Raw genomic sequence first — 19,362 nt, 5'->3', positions numbered from 1 at the left:
GCGTCCTCATCGACGATGAGTTGGGTGCGCCAGGTGATGGTGGAGACGACGTTGGCCGAAATCTCGCCGCGGGCGAATACGGCGGCGACCTTGGGGAGTCGTTCGCGTAGAGCTTGGGCGATGCGCATTTGGGTGGAGGCGGCGCTGCGGCCGAGGTTGCAGGCGGCGCTGACGGCGGCGGTGGCGAGTTCCCAGCCGTCGATCGCGCGGTGGGCGGAGATGTCGTCTTCGTCGTCGCAGTGGCGGGCCACGATCTCGGCGATGATGGCCAGGCGCTGCGCGCCTGCGGCTGCTTCCGAGCGGGTGCGGTGCTCGAGGACATCGATCAGCGCGTTGTCAGTGAGCTCACCGAGCATCGGCTGGTCCAGCAATTCGAACACGTGTTCGAGTCTACTCGTGTATTGCCAGCCCAGCAACGATTTTCAGGTTGTCGCTGAATTGTCGCTCGCCAGGCAGGCAAAGGTTTGTGGCTCTCGGCTTGGGCCGACCGTTCGCTACGTGTGCGACCTCGCCCAATAGATCGCGGCACCCACCGCAACCACCGCCAGTCCGGTGAGTGCAGAGGCCAGGGGCAACGAGAAGGCCAGCACCAGGCAGCCGATGAGGCCGACGGCGGCGACCATGCGATGCCACCAGTTCTTGGGTTCCAGCGTCCATGCCGACACATTCGCGATCGCGTAGTACAGCAGCACCGCAAACGACGAAAATCCGATCGCCCCACGGAGATCCACAGTCGCTGCCAGGAAGGCCACCACGATTCCGACGGCGAGTTCGGCCCGGTGCGGCACGTTGAACCGCGGATGAACGGCGGCCAGGCCGTGCGGGAGGTGATGGTCGCGCGCCATCGCCAGCGTGGTGCGCGATACGCCGAGGATCAGGGCCAGCAAGGAGCCCAGTGCCGCCACCGCGGCCCCGACCCGTACCACCGGCTGCCAGCCGGGCGCGCCCGCGGCCGTCACCGCGTCGGCCAACGGTGCGGGTGCGGTCGCCAACCCGGGCCCGCCGAGCACCGAGAGGACCGTGACCGCCACTACGGCGTAGATCACCAGCGCGATGCCCAGCGCGATCGGGATGGCCCGCGGAATGGTGCGGGCCGGGTCGCGGACCTCTTCACCGAGGGTGGCGATCCGCGCGTATCCGGCGAACGCGAAGAACAGCAGGCCCGCGGCCTGAAGTACGCCGCCGACCCCGACGTCGCCGATCTCGAGGCGCGCCGCGTCACCGACGCCGGAACCGGCGATGATCACCACCACCGCGGCCAGGACCGCCAGTACGCAGGCGACGATGATGCGGGTCACCAGTGCGGACTTCTGAATGCCTGCGTAGTTCACCGCCGTCAATGCCACCACCGCGGCCACCGCAACGGCATGCGCCCACTGCGGCCATACATAGAGGCCCACCGTCAACGCCATCGCGGCACACGACGCGGTCTTACCGACGATGAAACTCCACCCGGCCGTGTAGCCCCAGAACTCGCCCAGCCGTTCACGCCCGTAGACGTAGGTGCCGCCGGACTGCGGGTAGCGGGCGGCGAGCCGCGCAGACGACGTCGCATTGCAGTAGGCCACGACCGCCGCTACAGCCAGGCCGATGAGCAGACCGCTTCCGGCTGCGGCCGCCGCGGGGGCCAGGGCGGCGAAAATGCCCGCACCCACCATCGATCCCAGGCCGATCACGACGGCGTCAGTGGTCCCGAGTCTGCGCTGCAGCCCGCCCGGGGTGGTCACCCGGCGATACTAAGGCGTGTGGTCCTGAGACCGCTTCCCGTGTGCCGATGAGGTACGCGGATGAATGAAGACGCCCTCTGCGCGCACGGTGATGCCGTCTGCGGTCGCAAGGTGTCCGACGGCGAAGGTCTTCACTCCTTCCACGCGGTCGACGTGCGCCTCGGCGCGAATGGGACCGAGTCGGGTGCCGGACTCGTAACGCAGGGTGAGTGTTCCGGTCACCGCGGGCTGCCCGGGTTTGTGTGCGGTGGCGCCGAGCACGTGGTCGAGGAGGAGGGCACAGATTCCGCCGTGCACGTGACCGGCGGGTCCTTCGTAGGCCGCGCCCAGATTCACCTCAGCCCAGACGCCGCCGTCGGATGCATGGTTGACCACCAACGGCGGCGCCAAGGCATTGCGCAGTCCGATGACCGCGTTGCCCCACGCGAGGGATTGCCCGTCGAGGGCCTCTTGGATACCGAAGGAACCCGGAATCAGCGACTGGCTCAGCTCGTCGGTTGCGGCGTCGATCTTCGCTTTGGCGGACAAGATGGTGTCCAGATCGCCTTGACTTCGGATCGTCGCGTCGACGAGTCTACGCACGGATTCGGTGAGCGATGCGTAAAGCGCTTCTGGGACATCGGTTTCGCTGTGTACGGACAATGCATCACTCCGTTGTGGGATCGAGCCGTCGGCCAGCGAAGCCACCGTAATCACCCCGATAGAAAAGCAGCGGCCGCCCGCTGTGGGCTTCCAGTGCCGTGACATGGGTGACCACGATGGTGTGGTCGCCCGCGCCGTGCTCGTACTCAAGGTCGGCTTCGATGGTGGCCAACGTATCGTGCAGGCGCGGGGCACCATTCGTGGCCGGGCTCCAGTGGACCCCGGCGAACTTGTCTTCGCTCCTGCGAGCGAACTGTGCGCACAACGATTCCTGGTCGTCGGCCAGGACGTTGATACACATCCGGCCGGTGGCCCGGATCAGCGGCCAGCTCGAGGAGCTCCGGGACGGGCAGAACGAGACGTATGGCGGCTCCAGCGATACCGAGGTGACCGACTGGCAGGTAAACCCCAGCGGCCGCAGCCCGTCGTGACCAGTGATGACGGCGATGCCGGTGCAGAAGTGCCCGAGCACCGCGCGCATGTCCTGGGGTCCTGGTCGCGGAGGTGCCGTGCCGAGTATCGCAGCGTTCTCGAGTCCCATTGCGCTCCGTCCGGTGTCTGGTGTCGTGACCCAGATTCACCGAGTCGAGCACGTCGGTGCAATGCAGTCTCCCGGCCAGCGGTTCATCGAGAACGGCCTCGTGACCTGGATTGTTACCCTTGGGACATGGAAGACCCCGAGCAGACGGCCAAGCCGGCGTTGGCGGCCAACAGCTGGGCGCTGCTCGGGTTGCTGTCTTACGAACACGAACTCTCCGGCTACGACATCCGCAAATGGCTCGGCTGGAGCGTGCGTTTCTACTACGGTAGCCCCGCCTTCAGCCAGATCTACTCCGATCTGAAGAAGCTGGAGAAGCTGGGTTTGGTCACCTCCCGGGTCGATGGCACCGGCACGCGAAACCGCCGTCTCTACAAGATCACCCAATCCGGCCTGGATGCCGTCACGCGCTGGGCGCGGGAGACGCCGCCGGATCCCCCATCGTTGAAGCACCCAGCGCTCATGCGGGTGACGATGGGTCACCTCAGTGACCCCGCCACGCTGAAGCAGATGCTCCAGGAACATCTTGCCTATGTCGATGGGATGCAACGCGACGCCGCCAAGGAAGCCCGTTGGTCCGCGGCCGATCCAGCATGGGCATACGCCAAGATCGCATTGGATTGGGCGGATCGCTATTACGCGTCCGAGCGGGAACTGACCTTGCAACTGATCAAGGACCTCGACGAGGCTGAGGCCAACTTCCCGAAAGTTGGTGAAGGCGCCAAGATTCCATGGCCCGACCCTGCGTACTGGTATGAGATCGAGAAGAAAGCCGACGCCGAGGACATAGAAGGCACAGACTGACCTTCCGCCCGTTGCGCTTACCGGCCCGCTGCGTCGAGTGCGGCGATGTAGCCGTAGACCAACCCCTGTGCGATGGTGGCTCCTGCGCCCGGATAGGTGCTCCCGAAGGCGTTGGCAGCGGTGTTGCCGATGGCATATAACCCGGTGATGGCGGTGCCGTCTTCACGAAGCACCCGGGCGTGGTCGTCGGCTCGCAGGCCGCCGCAGGTCCCGAGGTCGCTGAGCACCATTTTGACCGCATAGAACGGACCTTTGACCAGTGGGCGCAGGTTCGGATTCGGGGTGATGGTGGGATCGCCGTAGTAGCGGTCGTATGCGCTGCGTCCCCGCCCGAAGTCGCGATCCTCTCCGGCGAAGGCGTTTTCGTTGAAGCGAGCCATGGTGGCAGAGAAGTTGTCCTCGGGCACTCGCATTTTGAACGCGAGCTCGGCGAAATTATCTGCCCGGACTGCGATTCCGGCGTCATACCAGGTCGGTGGGATCGGCATGCGGGGAAACAGTTCGGCGGCGAATACGTAGCTGTTGCGGTACTGCTGATCGAAGACGATCCACATGTCTTCCACCGGTGTACCAGCGGCCTCGAGGTTCAGCACGCGTTGCCCGAAGCTCATGTAGTCGGCCGATTCGTTGGCGAACCGGTGACCGTTCTGGTCGACGATGAACGATCCGGGCAACGACCGCTCAGCGAGCATCACGGCAGGAGCAGCTCCCGGCAGCGGCGCGACGGCCGGAAACCACCACGATTGGTCCATCGACGCGATATCCGCACCGACGTCCTGACCGATCCGAATGGCGTCGCCCGTATTGGATTCCGCCCCGAGGCTGAAATTGCGGCCGAGAGACTCGGATTGGAACTTCCAGCGCATGTCCATGTGGTGGTCGAAGCCGCCGGCCGCGAGTACGACACCGCGCCGGGCGGTGACGGTGAAGGTCTTGTCGCCGTGCTCGACGACGGCTCCGGTGACCCGGCCGCTGTCGGTGACCAATTCGGTAAGTGAAGTGTCGAGCCAGATCGGGATTCCAGCGCGAATCGCCCCTGCGAACAGTCCCGCCGCCAACGCCTGACCGCCTGCGGCATAACGCCTTCCGAGCACCAGACCGCCGAGGCCCTGCGCGAGCCGCTTGACGATGGTGTGCAGACCTTTGCGTGGTACCCGGCTCATCAGGTTGAGCCAGCGGTAGTCGGCCCCGGTGGTCGGCATCGGAAACTTGACTTCCATGACCCCGGGCCGCAGGTCGGGCAGATACTCACCGAGTATCGCGGTGTTGAGCGGGCGGCACTCACAGGTACGTCCCGCCGCGGATCCGCCGGGCGCCTCGGGGTGATAGTCGGAGTACTCCTTGGCCCAGAACAGCTTCATGGGTGCGGTGCGGCGCAACATTTCGACCGTCGCCGGCAGGTTGTCCAGGTACGCCGCAGAGCGCTCACGCGGCGCGGAATCACCGACGACCGACTCCAGGTAGGTGTGTGCCCGGGACACGGGGTCGTTCCCGCCGCAGTCCTCGATCACCGGGCTCGACGGCAGCCAGAGGGCACCACCGGATCGGGCTGTCGAACCGCCTACGTACGAGGACTTCTCGACGACGAGAACCGACAATCCCTGTTCGCGCGCAGCCAGGGCAGCGGCCAGGCCGGTACCGGACCCGACGACGAGAAGGTCTACTTCTGTCGCGGCAACGGTCAGGCCGACGGGGACAGTCTTGTGGCAGGTGGTGGTCACGCTCGCTGACGTTAGGGCTGTCGGCGGAAAAGTTGGTTCTCGCATCCTGTTGAGCGGAACACCGGTCTTCCCGAGCATCTGTCGGCGCAGTTCAATGGGGCCATGACTCACCCAGATACCGACGAAATTCGGTTGATCGAGGCCGGTTCGGTACCCACCAGGTTTGCCCGTGGTTGGCATTGTCTGGGGTTGGTCCGCGACTTCGCAGATGGAGAACCGCACCAGGTCAACGCTTTCGGCCAGAAGCTGGTGGTCTTCCGGGGCGAGGACGGTGCCGTCAACGTGCTCGACGGGTACTGCCGGCACATGGGGGGCGACTTGTCCCAGGGAACGGTGAAGGGCAATGAGATCGCCTGCCCATTTCATGACTGGCGCTGGGGTGGGGACGGCCGGTGCAAGATGGTGCCCTACAGCAAGCGCACTCCGCGTCTGGCTCGCACGGCGTCGTGGCCGACGTTGCAGCAGGACGGCATGCTGTTCGTGTGGAACGACCCCGAGCGCAAGGCGCCCCCGGCGGATGTCACCATTCCTCATATCGAGGGTGCGACCAGCGATGCGTGGACCGATTGGCACTGGTACACCACGGTGGTCAAGACCAATTGCCGCGAGATCATCGACAACGTCGTCGACATGGCCCACTTCTTCTACATCCACGGCTCGCTTCCGACGCACTTCAAGAACATCTTCGAACGCCATGTCGCCACTCAGTACATGAAGAGCGCGGGGCGACCCGATATCGGTGAACCCGGGGAAGCGAAGATGCTCGGTACGACCTCGCTCGCCTCATATCACGGGCCCTCGTTCATGATCGATGACCTGACCTACCACTACGAGGGTTTCGACCAGCGCACGGTGCTCATCAACTGCCACTATCCGATCGACGCCAATTCGTTTGTGCTGCAGTACGGCATCGTGGTCGAGAAGAATGCCGCCATGCCCGAGGAGCTCGCCATGCAGACGGCCGTTGCGCTCGGTGATTTCGTGAAGATGGGGTTCGAGCAGGACGTCGAGATCTGGCGGAACAAGACCCGGATCGACAACCCGCTGCTGGTCGAGGAGGACGGGCCGGTGTATCAGCTGAGGCGCTGGTACGAGCAGTTCTATGTCGACGCGGCCGACGTGACGCCGGACATGGTGGACCGCTTTGAGTTCGAGCTGGACACCACCCGCCCGTACGAAGCGTGGATGAAGGAAGTCGAAGCGAATCTGGCGGCGCGGGCCGCTGCTCCCGGGCCGGTGGGATGACGATGGCTGTCCGTACCGACAATCGTCTCGACGACGCACCGATGGTGCCCGTGCTGTGCGGGCGCTGCGGTGCGGATGTACAGGTACGCAAGAGCAGCTGGAATCAGACCAGTGTTCAGTGGACCGGTTCCGCGCTGCGGCGATGCGAGGAGCGCTGCACCGCAGAACAATTGCTCCCGCACGGGGGTAACGGACTGTTCCTGGGTTGTTCGGCGCTGCGCGGATCGATTGCCGATGCAGTGCGCTCCGGTGCCGTGCCTGTGGTCGATGAGGCTAACCCTTCAGGAGACCGACGGTACGGGTGAGCCGTTGTGACAGTTCTTCCAGCGCGATGCGCTGCTGTGCAAACGCGGCGATGTTGGTCATCCAGACGTCGGAAAGTATTTCGGCGGCGCCGATTTCCTGCGGCGCCGATGTGGCGCCTCCGACGGACTCGACGAAGATCCGGACCGTCTGCCGGCGGACAAGGTCGGCTTGGATCGCGGCCGTGCCGTCTGCGTAGAGATAGGGCCGAATCATGGCCTCGGCGAACCGTGGAGATGAGCACAGTCTGTCGGTGAGTGTCAGCGCAGCGCGCAGTAGGCGTTGGAACGGATCCGGATCGCCGGTGACGCAGTAAGTCTCCGTTTCGAAATCCCACAGCCACTCGTGAAAACATGCCAGCAGCAGATCGTCTTTGGACGGGAAGTATTGGTACACAGTGCCGGCCGCCACCCCCGCCGCTGTGGCGACGGAACGGATCTGGCAGCTGTCGTAGCCCTGGGTGGCGAGTGACATCGCCGCATCGACGATCCGGTCGCGCCGGTCGGTCCGGCCAGTCGCCTGTCTCAGGGCAGTTGTCGTCACAGCGAGAACACTAGATTCGGTTCAGGGCATTGAGCATGCATGGTCTCGCTCATCGGACGATTGTTGATTGCGGGTACAAAATCGTCTAGCTGCCAAAGATTTCCAATGGTCCCACGTAGGCGCGGTTGGCCTTGACTCGCTCGGTGATGCGCCATCGGCCGTCATCGTCTCGCCGCCAGGTGTCGTGGTAATCGCCCAGAGTGTAGAAGCGCATCGACGGGTCGGCGGCTGTGTTGAGATGAACGTCGCGGATGTAAGCCCGGCTGGTCGCGGTGTCGTCGGTGACATCCACGATGGCGTTGCCGAGCAGATGCTGGGTGGGGCCGCAATTGTCGAGATAGCCACGAATCATGTCGATGATCGCGGCGCTCCCCACCAACCGTCCGGTACCGAAGTCACCTTCGACGTCCTCGGCGAGAATCTCGGCCATCGTGTCCCAGTCACGATCGTCCATCGCACGGGCGAAGTGGTTCAGCCCGCGCTGGATCTCGCGTTCGTCCCACAAAATCCCCAAGCGATCTGAATCACGCATGTGCCCCGCCATCGACACGTATCTCGGTGCCGGTGATGAACGCACCGTCATCGGAGGCCACCATGGCGATGACAGCTGCGACAGCGCTTGGATCGCCGAGGATTTCGCTGTCTGTGCCGTGCAGCAGCGGAGTCTGTTTGCCCCACAGTCCGAGGTCATATCCCTCGGGCATCTTGTCCAGCGTGCTGTTGGCCAATGCCGTCGACACGCCACCGGGCTGGATGTTGACCGCGCGCAGGCCCTGCTTCGAGTACTCCAACGCCAGGGAGTGGGTGAAGCTGAGGATGCCGCCTTTACTGGCCGCGTATGCCGCCATGTACGGGTGGGCGAACGTCGCGGCGGTGGAGGTGAAATTCACCACGACACCCCGGCCCGATTCGAGTAACGCGGGCAGTGCTTGCCGGGTCATGAGAAAGGTGCCGGTCAAGTTCACCGCCAGGGTGCGGTTCCAGTCGTCGAGGGTGGTTTCGTGGGTGTGCGAACACGTCTGCATGGCAGCCACATTGACCAAGACCTCAAGCCCGCCGAGCTCCGTCACGGTCGTACGGACGGCGGCGGTGACATCGTCTTCGCGGGATATGTCGAGAACGGCGGTCGTGAGCCGTTTGGACGTGCCCGCATCTTCAGCAGCGGATGCTGTCGCCGCCAGGCCCTCGGCGGAGATGTCGTAAGCCACCACCGAGGCACCTTCATCGAGCAGCCGGGCCACTGTGGCCGCGCCAATACCCGACCCGGCGCCGGTGACGATGACACGGCGATCTGAGAAACGGTCCATTGGAAAAACCCCCGGAATCAAGCGAGTTGGAAGGCAGAGATAGGAGCCTCGTCCGGATAGCTGCTCGGACCACCGAGGTCGTAGGCGGCGTTCAGGGCACCGATGAACGCAGGGTCGTGCAGCGGTTCGCCGGGCACATCGAGCTTGATGCCCTTGCCCTTGAGGTCGTCGACCATCATTCCGATCGCCCGTTCGATCGTCAGGTCATCGGAGCCGTCCATGTTCTTCTTGAGTTCCTCGTAGTCGGAGAACACCTCGGCAGACCAGTGCACGAGGAACCGGAGTTCGTCGGTGTGGTGACGGGCGATGACGTCCTCGCCGTTCTTCAGCAGCCACCGATTGCGGTCGGCCGGGTCGCCGGTGAACACGGTGTCGAAGGCCAGTCCGGCCGGAACTTGTTGATCCAGCGGGCCGTTGGCCTCACCGCGGTGCATCATCATCTCGTTCTGCACGACGACGGCGCGGTTGTTGATCGGCGGCAACACCCGGGCGGGAGGCTTGAGCGGACCGTCGGGCCAGTAGGTGAAGCCCGAGCCTTCGTCGAGGGAGAACCAGGTGATCACCTGGGCCATCTTGATCAGATAGTCCGTGAACAGACCGGACTTGCCCATCACGCTGCACAACCAGGTCGGTGCGTTCTCATGGCGCACGCCGCGGAAGCTGGGGGAGTCCAGGTGACCGGGGTCGCGGTTGGCACACGGACCGTTGATGTTGAACAGCATCATTTCCGGCTTCGCGTATTCGGCATTCCAGTAGCTCTTGGCGTGCTCGATGAACGCGGAGTTGTAGAAGCAGTCGTGCAGTTCGGGGTAAAGGATGGTGCCGTAGTTGGCCAGGTAACCGCGGAAGGTCGGCGTGAGGAACAAGTCGAGCGACGGAGTGAACCCTTCGGGGAAGGCGCCGCTCATGGTGGCCATCAGCTCGTCGGCCGATGCGAAGTGCTGGGCGATGATGAGTTTCCAGGGCCCCTCGGTGCGTACGACGTCGAGGAGCCTCTGCTTCTGATCGTCGGTGTAGACGTCGGTGATCTCGCGAGGCGGGGCTGCGGGACGCAGGATGTCGGACAGCTCAAGGCGCCGTTCATCGGTGAGCATGGTGGTCTCCTTCGGTGATGAGGTGAGTGAACTTGGCGCGCAGCAGCGCGCCGATCTCGGCGATGGCCAGGCGGCCGCGTGCGGTGGCGTCCGAGCGCATCAGAAAGCCGTGGTACATACCGGGATAACGGGTGACCGTCGTCTGCACGCCCGCATCGCGCAGGCGAGCGGCGTAGCGCTCGCCCCAGTCCCGGATCGGGTCGCACTCGCCGGTGACGACGATGGCGGCCGGCAGGCCGCGCAGGTCGCCGGCGTATGCCGGAACCTGATATGGGTCACGCGGTGCTCCACCGGGATCGACCAATTCGTGCATGTAGACGATGTCTTCGTGGCGCAGCAACGGCGCGTCGGGCATCGAGGTGATCGATGCCGCTCCCATGTCGCGATCCAGGCCGGGATACAGCAGCGCCTGTGCACACAGTTGTGGTCCGGCGTGATCGCGGGCCGCCAAAGCGACTGCGGCAGCCAGTGAACCGCCCGCACTGTCGCCGGCGACCGCCAGCCGACCCGCGTCGAGGTCCAGCTCGTCGGCATGTGCGGCGATCCATTCGGTGGCCGCGTAGGAGTCGTCGAATTGGGCCGGTGGCGGCGATTCTGGTGCGAGCCGGTACTCGACGGCCGCCACCGCGGCGCCGCTGGCATGCGCGAGTTCACGGGCCAGCGGCTCGAAGGAACGGTTGGAGCCCATCACCAGGCCGCCGCCGTGCAGGTACACGAGCACGGGCAATCGATGCTCGGCGGTGGGGCGGTAGAGCCGGACGGGGATCGGCCCGGCCGGACCCGGCACCGTCACGTCTTCGATGCGCGCCATAGCCGGCATGTCGGGCAGGGGCGCCTTTTCGAGACCCTCGCGGACGGCGGCCAGGCCGCGGGCCCGCATGGGTGGGATGTCACCGAACGACGCGACTCGTGCGGCGGCGTCGGGATCCAGTGGTGGGTAGGTCATGTCAGTTCTTTGCCGGGTCGAAACGGCGCTGGGTCCGCAACCGCGGCGCCTCCTGGCTGCTCAACACGCGGGCTCGCTCCGCCATCGCCGATCCGACGTAGTCGGGCTGGGTGAGCAGATAGAAGCTGCCCTGGGCCGCCTGCTCGAACACCACCTCGGCCGCGGCCAGCGGATCCATCGCCTCGGCTTTGATGTCGAGCATCGCGGCGCGTTGTCCTTCGGCCGCACCGGCGTCCCCGGAGTCCACCCCGCCCGCTGATTCGAAGATCTCGGAAACCACAGCCCCGGGCAGGACCGCCTGGACATGCAGGTGGTGGTGATGGCCGGCGGATTGCACTTCCACATTCAGACATTCGGTCAGGGCGAGAACCGCATGCTTGCTCATGATGTAGGGCGCCTGCAGCGGCACCACGGCCACACCGCCGATCGAAGACAGGTTCCATACCCATGCCGGTGCCTCGGTGGCCATCATCTTGGGTAGGAACGCCCTGATGCCGTGGAAGACGCCGCTGATGTTGATGTCCACCACGCGTTGCCAATTGGCCACCGGGGTGTCCCACAGATATCCGAATTGTTCGATGCCGGCGTTGTTCACCAACAGCCGCACGGGGCCGAGATCGCGGTAGACGTCATCGGCCAGTGTTTGCATGGCATCGGCATCGCGCACGTCGCAGACCGCGTCCGTGGCCGCCCCTCCTGCGGCGCGGATCTCGTCACGGAGGTCCGCGATGGAATCGGCGTTGACGTCGACCAGCACCACCGTCATGCCCAAGCGACTGGCATGCCGGGCCAAGCCGGCGCCTATTCCGGCGCCGGCTCCCGTGATGACGGCGACTCCGCCGCCGAAGACTTCTCGTGCGCTCACGCGGACTGGGCGCCGGCGGAGGCCTTCGCGGTGTACTCCGCGAGCGGGATCGAGTCCTCGGCGTCGAGCACCACCCGCAGCGAGGTGAACACCAGACCGTCTTCCGACCGCCGGATCCCGGCATCCACGATGCCGCTGGAGACGGCGAACGGCACATTGTTGGTGATCTGGTTGACGTACAGATAGAAGCGGACGTTGGTGACCTCACCATCGACCCCGGTGCGGAACACGTTGGTGGCGTGATGGCGGCACGGATACGGGTTCTCGTTGCGGTGCTGGATCAGCCACGGCAGCGTTTCGTCCTTGCCGTGAAGCTCAGCCGCCAGCAGATGCTCGAACGGGCAGTTGCCGGAATCCGAGCGGCTCAGGTACTCCATCTCGGTCCCGATGCGGGTGCCCACCTCGTCGAAGTGGCCCTGGTCGTAGTGATACCAGAAGCCGGAGATGAATTCCTGGACGTCAGGCAGGGTGATCTCGTTGCTCATGGTTGGCAGTCAACCGGTGATGTGGCGCCGGTAACAGCACCGGTGACCGTTGAGCGGACACCCCGAACCGCTATCCGGCGGCGATCAACGGCCACAGGCCCTGCCCACCGGCAGCGACGGCAGCAGCGGCAACCCGGTCATCCCAAAAGCGCACCGAGCCGTATTCGGAGCGCCAGGCCAGCGCCGCGCGGGTGTACTCGTGCAGCCGATGCTCGTGGGTCGTACCGATCGCACCGTGTACCTGATGTGCGTTGCGGGTCACCACTGAGGCGGCATGTCCGGCGCAGGAGCGCGCCGTGGCGATCCGGAAGTCGAGAAGTGGTGATGTCCAGTCGGTTTCGATGGCATTGCGAAGCGCAGCCTCGGTGGCGGCGCGGGCGAGGGCGGCTTCTGCCGCGGCATCCGAGATCAGATTCTGGATGGCCTGGAACTTGGCCAGTGGTCGTCCGAATTGAACACGGGAAGCCACGTGCTCGATGGACAATGCGACGGCACGATCGAGCGCCGCGCACACCTGGATCGCCCGGATCATGGCCGACTTGCGGCCGAGCCGACTCACCAAATCCGTTGGTACGACCGTCCCGGCGAGCGCCGACGTGTCGACGTGGACTGTGTCGCGGGCCTCGCCGATCAGGTTGGTGCCTGCGGTGACGGACAGTTCCGTGGTGTCCAGATCTGCCAGCCGGTACCGGTCTTTGTCCTGCCAGAGCACGACGACGCGGTCCACGTCGCCCGCCCAGGGCGCGGGTACTGCGGCATGACCGTCGGCCGGCACGACGTACACCGTTCGGACCGCATCGTCGACCTGGAACCCGGCGGTATCCAGGAGCCAGCAGGCCAGCAGATCGTGCTCGGCCAGCGGGATGCGGACACCGTGACGCACAGCGGCACTGAGCAATTCGGCCGCTTCCAGCCAACCCGCACCGCTACCTCCGGATTCTTCTGCTCCGGTCAGGCGGACCAGTCCGAGGGAGTCGAGGCGCCGCCACAGGGCGCGGTCATACGCGATACGGGTTCCGGGAGCGGCGTCGACGTGGGTCTCACGTTGGTGGGCGAAGACATCGTCCATCATCGCCGCCAGGTCGGGATCCACCGTGTTCATCGCATGCCTAATCCCCGCGCGATGACGCCGCGCAGCACTTCGTTGGTTCCCCCGCGCAACGTGAAGCCGGGCCGCTGGTCCACCGCAGTGGCCACCAGGTCGGCCCACACCGCGTCCGGCGGCGTGTTGTCTCCGGTCTGCTGGTCGGCGAACTCGGCGATGTCACCCTCGACCGTGGTTCCGAGCACTTTGACCACCGCAGCGGACACATCGAGATTCTCGCCGCGTTGCAGCGCATCGGCCACCGCGGTCGACATGTGATGCAGACCGGCAACGCGTGCGATCAAACGCCCCAATCCCGGTTCAGCTGCCGTGTTTTCGACTGCGTGCGCCAGGAGCGGGAAGGTCGACAGGAATCGCTCGGGGCCGCTGCGCTCGAAGCTCAGTTCGGAGGTCACCTGCGCCCAGCCCTGACCGATCGTGCCGAAGACCATGGCGTCGGGAATGAACACCTCGTCGAGCACGACCTCGTTGAAGTGATGCCCGCCGTTCATCGAGATGATCGGCCGGACGTCCACCCCGGGTGCGTGCAGATCGACGATGAACTGACTCAGCCCGTCGTGCCGATGGGAAGGATCCACCGGTTCGGTGCGGGCCAGCACGATGAAGGCATGGGCCCGGTGCGCCCCCGACGTCCACACCTTCGTTCCGGTGATCGACCAGCCACCCTCGACGCGCACCGCACGGGTGCGCACGCTGGCGAGGTCCGATCCCGAATCGGGCTCACTCATCCCGATGCCGAAGAAACACTCTCCCCGCACGATGCGTGGCAGGAACTCCGACTTCTGCTGCTCGGTGCCGTAATTCAGCAGAGAGGGCACGATCTGGCGGTCGGCGATCCAATGGGCGGCCACCGGAGCCCCGGCGGCCAGCAGTTCCTCGGTGACGACGAACCGTTCGTGAAACGACCGGCCGTGGCCGCCGTACCGCACGGGAACCGTCATACCCAGCCAGCCGCGTCGCGCCAGGGCGGCCGTGAAGTCCTCATCCCACCCGCACAACCATGAATCGACCGACGGCCTGAACGCGCCGGCAGCCAACTGGCCGGCCAGGAATTCGCGGACCTCGGCGCGGAGCAGCCCCAGGTCCGGCCCGCTCACGTTGTCCGCCACTTCGCGATGCGCCGTTGATGCTCGACGTCGTGGTGCGCCAGCGGCTGCATGGCCGCCGCCATGGACAGCGTGGATTCCAATGAGCCCGTCACAGATTCCTGCAACAGTCGTTTGGCCATCCGCAACGCTCGCGGCGGGTTGACCGCGATTCGGTCGGCCAATGCTTGCGCTTCGCTCAGGAGGTCGTCGTGGGGTACCACCCGGCTGACCAGTCCCCACTCCAACGCGGTGGCAGCATCGATCCGTTCGCCGGTGAAGGTGAGCTCGGCGGCGCGGGCGTAGCCGATGGCCCGAGGCAGAAACCACGTGCCACCGTCGCCGGGGATGAGCCCGAGTTGCACGAAGCTCTCGGCGAAAGACGCACGCTCGGAGGCGATCCGGATATCGCACATCATCGCCAGGTCGCACCCGGCGCCGATAGCGGCGCCGTTGACGGCGGCGATCAGCGGCACTTCGAGACGGCCGAGTGCACGAGGAATCCGTTGGATGCCATCGATGTAGGCCCGCCGCTGGTCGATGGCCTCCAGGCCGAACATGCCCTGGCGGTCGGCCATCTCCTTGACGTTGCCGCCGGCGGAGAAGATCTTGCCGGCACCGGTGAGGATGACCGCTCCGACCGCGTTGTCAGCGTTGACCGCATCCACGTTGTCCTCGAACGCCGTGATGATGTCCTTGCCGGTGATGGCGTTACCGACGTCGGGCAGGGTGATCGTCCAGACCTGAACCGGTCCGTCGCTCTGGACGTGCAGCGGGGCCGTCACGCGCGCTCCTTGAGCTGGAGGGACTTGGTCTGCAGGTATTCCTCGAACCCGAAACGCCCCAGTTCGCGGCCGATTCCGGATTTCTTGTATCCACCGAATGGAGCGGCGGGGTTGTAGGCGCCGCCGTTGATGTCGAGCTGGCCGGTCTGGACCCTGCGCGCGAAGTCGATCGCTTCCTCGTCGGTGGCGGCCCAGACCGCGCCGGAGAGCCCGTAAGGGGTGCCGTTGGCAATCTCCAGCGCATCGTCGGTGTCGGTGTAGGGGATCACCGCGAGTACGGGACCGAACACTTCTTCCTGGCCGAGTTCGGAGCCAGGATCGACGTCGGCAAAAACCGTTGGTGCGACGAAGAACCCGGCGTCCCGGACAGGCTCGGCGCCGCCGGTCAGCAGGCGCGCCCCGTCGCGCTGGGCGCGCTCGATGAATCCGCGCACCGTGTCGAACTGCGACCTCGAGGCCAACGGTCCGAGGCGGGTGGCCGGGTCGCGCGGATCCCCGACGGTGTAGCGGGCCACAGCGGCTTCGATCAGCTCCAGCGTCTCGTCGTAACGGCTCTGCGGCACCAGCATCCGGGTCCACGCCATGCAGGTCTGCCCGCTGTTGAGAAACGCGTTGCCGACGCCGACCTTGACCGCGGTGGCCAGATCGGCACCGTCGAGAATCACGTTGGCGGACTTGCCGCCCAGCTCCAGGGCGACCTTCTTGATCGACCGGCCGGCCAGTTCTCCGACCCGGGCACCCACGCCGGTCGACCCGGTGAACGACACGAAATCGATGTCGGGGTGCTCGGCGAGGCGTTCGCCGATCACTCGGCCCGGGCCTGAGACGAGGTTGACCGTTCCGGGTGGCAGGCCGGCATCCTCGCAGGCTTCGATGAAGGCGAACACCGAAAGCGGGGCTTCGTTACTGGGTTTGAGCACGACGGGACATCCGGCAGCAATCGCCGGCAGCACCTTGGCGAGGACTTGGTAGAGCGGATAGTTCCACGGTGTGATGGCCGCGACGACACCATAGGGTTCACGCACGATCAGCGAATTACCGATTCGCTCTTCGAATTCGAAGGTCTCCAGCACATCGGCGAAACCGTTGGCCACCGCCAGCGGTACCTGGGTCTGTACCGTCTGCGCGATACGTGCGGGCGCCCCCATCTCGGCGGTGATGAGTTCGGCGATGTCGGGCAGCCGCTTCTCCATCGCGGCGATGACCCGCTGCACCCGACCCCGGCGCTCGGCAACATCGATCAGGGGGTCGAAGGCCCGCCGGGCGGCGGCCGCGGCGGCATCGACGTCGGCGGCGTCCCCGTTGGGGACGTGGCCGATCACGGCTTCGGTCGCCGGGTCGACGACGTGGATCACGCCGGCCCCCGATGGTGCGGTCCATCGGCCGTCGATGAAGAGTTCGGTGTGTTCGTAATTGGGCATGGTGGTCCTCGCTGTGGTCAGGGCGCTCAGGGAATCAGGCTGGCGCGGACGTCACGCTTGCCGTCGGCCGCGGTGAACGCATCATTGATGTCATCGAGCGAATACGTTGCCGCGGAAAGCCGCTCGAACGGGACCTGGTGCCGATGACGCTCCAGGAACGTCAGTGCGCGGGAGAGCACCGCCGGGTCGTACAGCGAGACACCGACCATGGTCTTGTTGGTGAAGACGAATCGGGAGGGGTCGAACTCGAAAGTCTTGCCGATGTTGATGTTGCCGATCTCGACATAACGACCGAACTGCGCGAGCATCTGCAGGCCCTCGTCGATGGCCGACGGGTGGCCGACGACCTCGACCACCACGTCGGCGCCCTGGCCGTCGGTCAGCTTGCGCACTGCCTTGGCACGGTCCTTGGGGGTGGCGACCTCGTTGAGGTCGATCACGGTGTCGGCGCCGAATGCTTTTGCCAACTCGAGCCGTTCGGGTACGCCGTCGATGGCGATGACATTGGCGGCGCCGCGTGCCTTGGCCACCGCCACCGCATACAGACCCAGCGCCCCGGCGCCCTGGACCACGACGTGCTCACCCAGTTGCAGGTCGACTCGTTCGAGCCCGTACATGACCTGTGAGAGCGCGCAGTTGGCGCCGGCAGCGATGTCGTCGCTGACGGTGTCGGGAACTGTGTAGACCACCGCGCCGGCGGGGACCAGGTAGTAATCGCCGTAGCCGCCGACAAAGTACGGCGGCTCGTCGGCGCGGCCGAGCATCGCCATCTTCAGGTTCAAACAGGCGTTGCGTCGCCCGGCGAGGCAATTGCGGCAGGTGTGGCAGCAGTAGAAGTACGGAAACACCACGCGGGTGCCCTGGGTCAGCGGTTTGCCGTTGGAGTCGGTGGTCACTCCGTCACCCAGCACCTCGACGGCTCCGACCATCTCATGGCCCAACACGGTGGGCAACTGCCCGCCCAAACCACGGGTGGCGAAGGTGCCGTGCCAGGCGTGGACGTCCGATCCGCAGATGTTCGCGCGGAGCACCCGTATCAGGATCTCGCCCGACCCGACCTCGGGCAAGGTGACCGTTTCGATCTGGAACGGTTTGCCGGGTTCGTCGAAGCGCGCAATGCGGCCCGTCCGAGAGTTGTTGGTCACCGAAATCCCTTCAGTTGCTGGTGGGTTCGAGGCTGAACTGCTGTCGCAGATCGCGTTTGAGCAGTTTGCCGCTGGGATTCTTCGGCAGTGAGTCGACGAAGAACACCTGTTTGGGCGTCTTGAACCCGGCGAGATGGTCACGGCAGTGACGCAGGACATCGCTCTCGGTCACGTCGGCGCCGGCACGAAGAACCACTGCGGCGACCACCGCCTCCACCCATACCGGGTGTGCGACACCGAACACCGCGGCTTCCTCGATGGCGTCGTGGCGATAGAGAACTTCTTCGACCTCACGGCTGGCGACGTTCTCCCCGCCGGTCTTGATCATGTCCTTCTTGCGGTCCACCACGTGAAGCAAGCCGTGCTCGTCGTAGAACCCCAGATCGCCGGAGTGGAACCAGCCGCCGGCGAAGGCTTGCGCGGTCTTGTCCTCGTCATCGAGGTAACCGAGCATCAAATGCGGGCTGCGGTGCGCGATTTCGCCGACGGTCCCCGGCGCCACCGGAACGTCGTTCTCATCGAGGATGACGGTCTCGACGTTGACCACCGGTCGTCCGGCCGCTCCCGCGTGGGCGTCCTGTTCATCGGGTCCGAGGGCGGAAGCCAGCGGAGCCATTTCCGTCTGGCCGTAGAAGTTCCACAGCCGGAGATTGGGCAGGCGCCGCCGTATCTCGTGCAGGATCTCGGTCGGCATCGCGGAGGCACCGTAGTACCCCTTGCGGAGGCTGGTCAGGTCCACCTCGTCGAACACCGGGCTCCGAAGCAGGCTGATCCAGACAGTAGGCGGCGCAAAGTAGTTGGTGACGCCGTAGCGTTCGATGGTGCGCAGCACCAGTTCCGGTTCGGGGCGGGGCAGGATGATGCTGGTCGCTCCCAGATAGATGTCGGTGGCCAGGAAGTTGTCCAGTTGCGCACAGTGATACAGCGGCAGGGAGTGGATTTCGACGTCGTCACCCGACATCGAACCGGCGACGACGGTGCTGATGTACTGCCACATCAAGCTGCGGCTGCTGTGCATGACACCTTTGGGCCGCGACTCGGTGCCGCTGGTGTACATCACCCGCAGTAGTTGATCGTCGTCGATATGGCAGTCGGGAACATCGGCTGTGGTGGTGAGCCATTCGTCGAAATCGGGCCAGCCGCTGGGCGCGGGCTGACCGGCGGGGACAAGTGCTGCCTTGGCGCGGACCGTCGTGCCGCGTGCCATGGCCTGCTGTGCGACCGCGATCAACTCGGCCTCGACGATGAAGCCTGCGGCCTGACTGTGGCCGAGGATGTATGAGATCTCGTCAGGTGTCAGCATGAAATTGATCGGCACCAGTACGACTCCGGCACGGGCCGTCGCGAAGGTCAGGACGGCGTATTGCCAGCAGTTGCGGGACAACAGCGCGACGCGGTCGCCGGGAAGCAACCCGTTGTCGTGCAAGGCAGCGGCCGCACGGTCCACCAGGTGATCGAACTCGGCGAAGCTCAGGGCGACATCGCCATCGATGATGGCGATCTTGTCGGGCTGTTTGCGTGCCGACCGGCGGGGGATGTCGGCGAGGCTGTGACTGCGGGCCCGGGCTATGACGGCGGCGAGGTCGTCGGAGTGCATAGAC

At 65.4% G+C, this 19,362-nt stretch carries 21 protein-coding genes; 3 read left to right on the top strand and 18 right to left on the bottom strand.

Annotation, left to right across the window (positions count from 1 at the left end; all coding sequences use genetic code 11):
- From H977_RS0127290 to H977_RS0127275, 4 genes are all read right to left on the bottom strand, one after another.
- Window positions 1-380, bottom strand: a 380-nt coding sequence (locus H977_RS0127290) for a DUF222 domain-containing protein (protein ID WP_029110841.1), incomplete at its 3' end; no start/stop codon positions are given.
- Window positions 381-494: 114 nt separating this feature from the next.
- Window positions 495-1,727 carry an APC family permease gene (locus tag H977_RS0127285; RefSeq protein WP_029110840.1) on the bottom strand — a complete coding sequence of 411 codons (1,233 nt, stop codon included), beginning with the start codon at window positions 1,725-1,727 and terminating at the stop codon, window positions 495-497.
- 9 nt (window positions 1,728-1,736) lie between these two features.
- Entirely contained in the window at window positions 1,737-2,369 is a 633-nt protein-coding gene (locus H977_RS34020) for a PaaI family thioesterase (RefSeq protein WP_036477431.1), read from the bottom strand.
- Window positions 2,370-2,373: 4 nt separating this feature from the next.
- A complete protein-coding gene (locus tag H977_RS0127275) occupies window positions 2,374-2,910 on the bottom strand; it encodes a flavin reductase family protein (RefSeq protein WP_029110839.1) in 537 nt (178 codons plus the stop codon).
- Window positions 2,911-3,036: 126 nt separating this feature from the next.
- Between H977_RS0127275 and H977_RS0127270 the strand changes: the two genes are divergently transcribed.
- Window positions 3,037-3,711, top strand: coding sequence for a PadR family transcriptional regulator (locus H977_RS0127270; RefSeq protein ID WP_029110838.1), 675 nt, complete (start codon window positions 3,037-3,039; stop codon window positions 3,709-3,711).
- A gap of 17 nt (window positions 3,712-3,728) precedes the next feature.
- Here H977_RS0127270 and H977_RS0127265 read toward each other — a convergent pair whose 3' ends face one another.
- The gene (locus tag H977_RS0127265; RefSeq protein ID WP_029110837.1) at window positions 3,729-5,432 is read right to left on the bottom strand and encodes a 3-ketosteroid-delta-1-dehydrogenase; all 1,704 of its coding nucleotides are present in this window, start codon (window positions 5,430-5,432) and stop codon (window positions 3,729-3,731) included.
- A gap of 102 nt (window positions 5,433-5,534) precedes the next feature.
- Here H977_RS0127265 and H977_RS0127260 point away from each other — a divergent pair, with 102 nt between their 5' ends.
- The gene (locus tag H977_RS0127260; RefSeq protein ID WP_029110836.1) at window positions 5,535-6,677 is read left to right on the top strand and encodes a 3-ketosteroid-9-alpha-monooxygenase, oxygenase component; all 1,143 of its coding nucleotides are present in this window, start codon (window positions 5,535-5,537) and stop codon (window positions 6,675-6,677) included.
- Between the two features lie 2 nt (window positions 6,678-6,679).
- Window positions 6,680-6,982: a ferredoxin gene (locus tag H977_RS35940; RefSeq protein WP_081681873.1), complete on the top strand. Its 303-nt coding sequence runs from the start codon at window positions 6,680-6,682 to the stop codon at window positions 6,980-6,982.
- Here H977_RS35940 and H977_RS0127255 read toward each other — a convergent pair.
- The 13 genes from H977_RS0127255 to H977_RS0127195 form a co-directional block, all read right to left on the bottom strand.
- Complete coding sequence (locus tag H977_RS0127255) at window positions 6,951-7,523, bottom strand: TetR/AcrR family transcriptional regulator (protein WP_029110835.1); 573 nt, start codon at window positions 7,521-7,523, stop codon at window positions 6,951-6,953. The two genes, H977_RS35940 and H977_RS0127255, sit on opposite strands and share 32 nt — an antisense overlap.
- 85 nt (window positions 7,524-7,608) lie before the next feature.
- Complete coding sequence (locus tag H977_RS0127250; protein ID WP_029110834.1) at window positions 7,609-8,055, bottom strand: nuclear transport factor 2 family protein; 447 nt, start codon at window positions 8,053-8,055, stop codon at window positions 7,609-7,611.
- Window positions 8,048-8,830, bottom strand: coding sequence for an SDR family NAD(P)-dependent oxidoreductase (locus H977_RS0127245; RefSeq protein WP_029110833.1), 783 nt, complete (start codon window positions 8,828-8,830; stop codon window positions 8,048-8,050). The genes H977_RS0127250 and H977_RS0127245 overlap by 8 nt, the downstream gene beginning before the upstream one ends.
- 17 nt (window positions 8,831-8,847) lie before the next feature.
- Window positions 8,848-9,924: a hypothetical protein gene (locus tag H977_RS0127240; protein ID WP_029110832.1), complete on the bottom strand. Its 1,077-nt coding sequence runs from the start codon at window positions 9,922-9,924 to the stop codon at window positions 8,848-8,850.
- On the bottom strand, window positions 9,911-10,870 hold the full coding sequence (locus tag H977_RS0127235; protein WP_029110831.1) for an alpha/beta hydrolase: 960 nt from the start codon (window positions 10,868-10,870) through the stop codon (window positions 9,911-9,913). Before H977_RS0127235 ends, H977_RS0127240 begins: the two co-directional genes overlap by 14 nt.
- A gap of 1 nt (window position 10,871) precedes the next feature.
- Window positions 10,872-11,735 (bottom strand): SDR family NAD(P)-dependent oxidoreductase, encoded by an 864-nt coding sequence (locus H977_RS0127230; protein WP_029110830.1) that lies wholly within the window; start codon window positions 11,733-11,735, stop codon window positions 10,872-10,874.
- On the bottom strand, window positions 11,732-12,220 hold the full coding sequence (locus tag H977_RS0127225) for a polyketide cyclase (protein WP_029110829.1): 489 nt from the start codon (window positions 12,218-12,220) through the stop codon (window positions 11,732-11,734). The genes H977_RS0127230 and H977_RS0127225 overlap by 4 nt, the downstream gene beginning before the upstream one ends.
- 70 nt (window positions 12,221-12,290) lie before the next feature.
- Complete coding sequence (locus tag H977_RS0127220) at window positions 12,291-13,322, bottom strand: acyl-CoA dehydrogenase family protein (protein ID WP_036477407.1); 1,032 nt, start codon at window positions 13,320-13,322, stop codon at window positions 12,291-12,293.
- On the bottom strand, window positions 13,319-14,422 hold the full coding sequence (locus H977_RS0127215) for an acyl-CoA dehydrogenase family protein (RefSeq protein ID WP_029110828.1): 1,104 nt from the start codon (window positions 14,420-14,422) through the stop codon (window positions 13,319-13,321). Before H977_RS0127215 ends, H977_RS0127220 begins: the two co-directional genes overlap by 4 nt.
- The gene (locus H977_RS0127210) at window positions 14,419-15,195 is read right to left on the bottom strand and encodes a crotonase/enoyl-CoA hydratase family protein (protein WP_029110827.1); all 777 of its coding nucleotides are present in this window, start codon (window positions 15,193-15,195) and stop codon (window positions 14,419-14,421) included. Before H977_RS0127210 ends, H977_RS0127215 begins: the two co-directional genes overlap by 4 nt.
- Window positions 15,192-16,616, bottom strand: coding sequence for an aldehyde dehydrogenase family protein (locus H977_RS0127205; protein ID WP_029110826.1), 1,425 nt, complete (start codon window positions 16,614-16,616; stop codon window positions 15,192-15,194). The genes H977_RS0127210 and H977_RS0127205 overlap by 4 nt, the downstream gene beginning before the upstream one ends.
- A 26-nt stretch (window positions 16,617-16,642) precedes the next feature.
- Window positions 16,643-17,761, bottom strand: coding sequence for a zinc-binding dehydrogenase (locus H977_RS0127200; protein WP_029110825.1), 1,119 nt, complete (start codon window positions 17,759-17,761; stop codon window positions 16,643-16,645).
- A 10-nt stretch (window positions 17,762-17,771) separates the two neighbouring features.
- Window positions 17,772-19,358, bottom strand: coding sequence for an acyl-CoA synthetase (locus tag H977_RS0127195; protein WP_029110824.1), 1,587 nt, complete (start codon window positions 19,356-19,358; stop codon window positions 17,772-17,774).
- Window positions 19,359-19,362 lie beyond the last annotated feature (4 nt).

The sequence above is a fragment of the Mycobacterium sp. URHD0025 genome (genome assembly GCF_000426065.1).
Lineage (GTDB): Bacteria > Actinomycetota > Actinomycetes > Mycobacteriales > Mycobacteriaceae > Mycobacterium.
The sequence above is the reverse complement of the archived record's forward strand: the minus strand, read 5'-3'. Positions and strand labels throughout refer to the sequence as shown.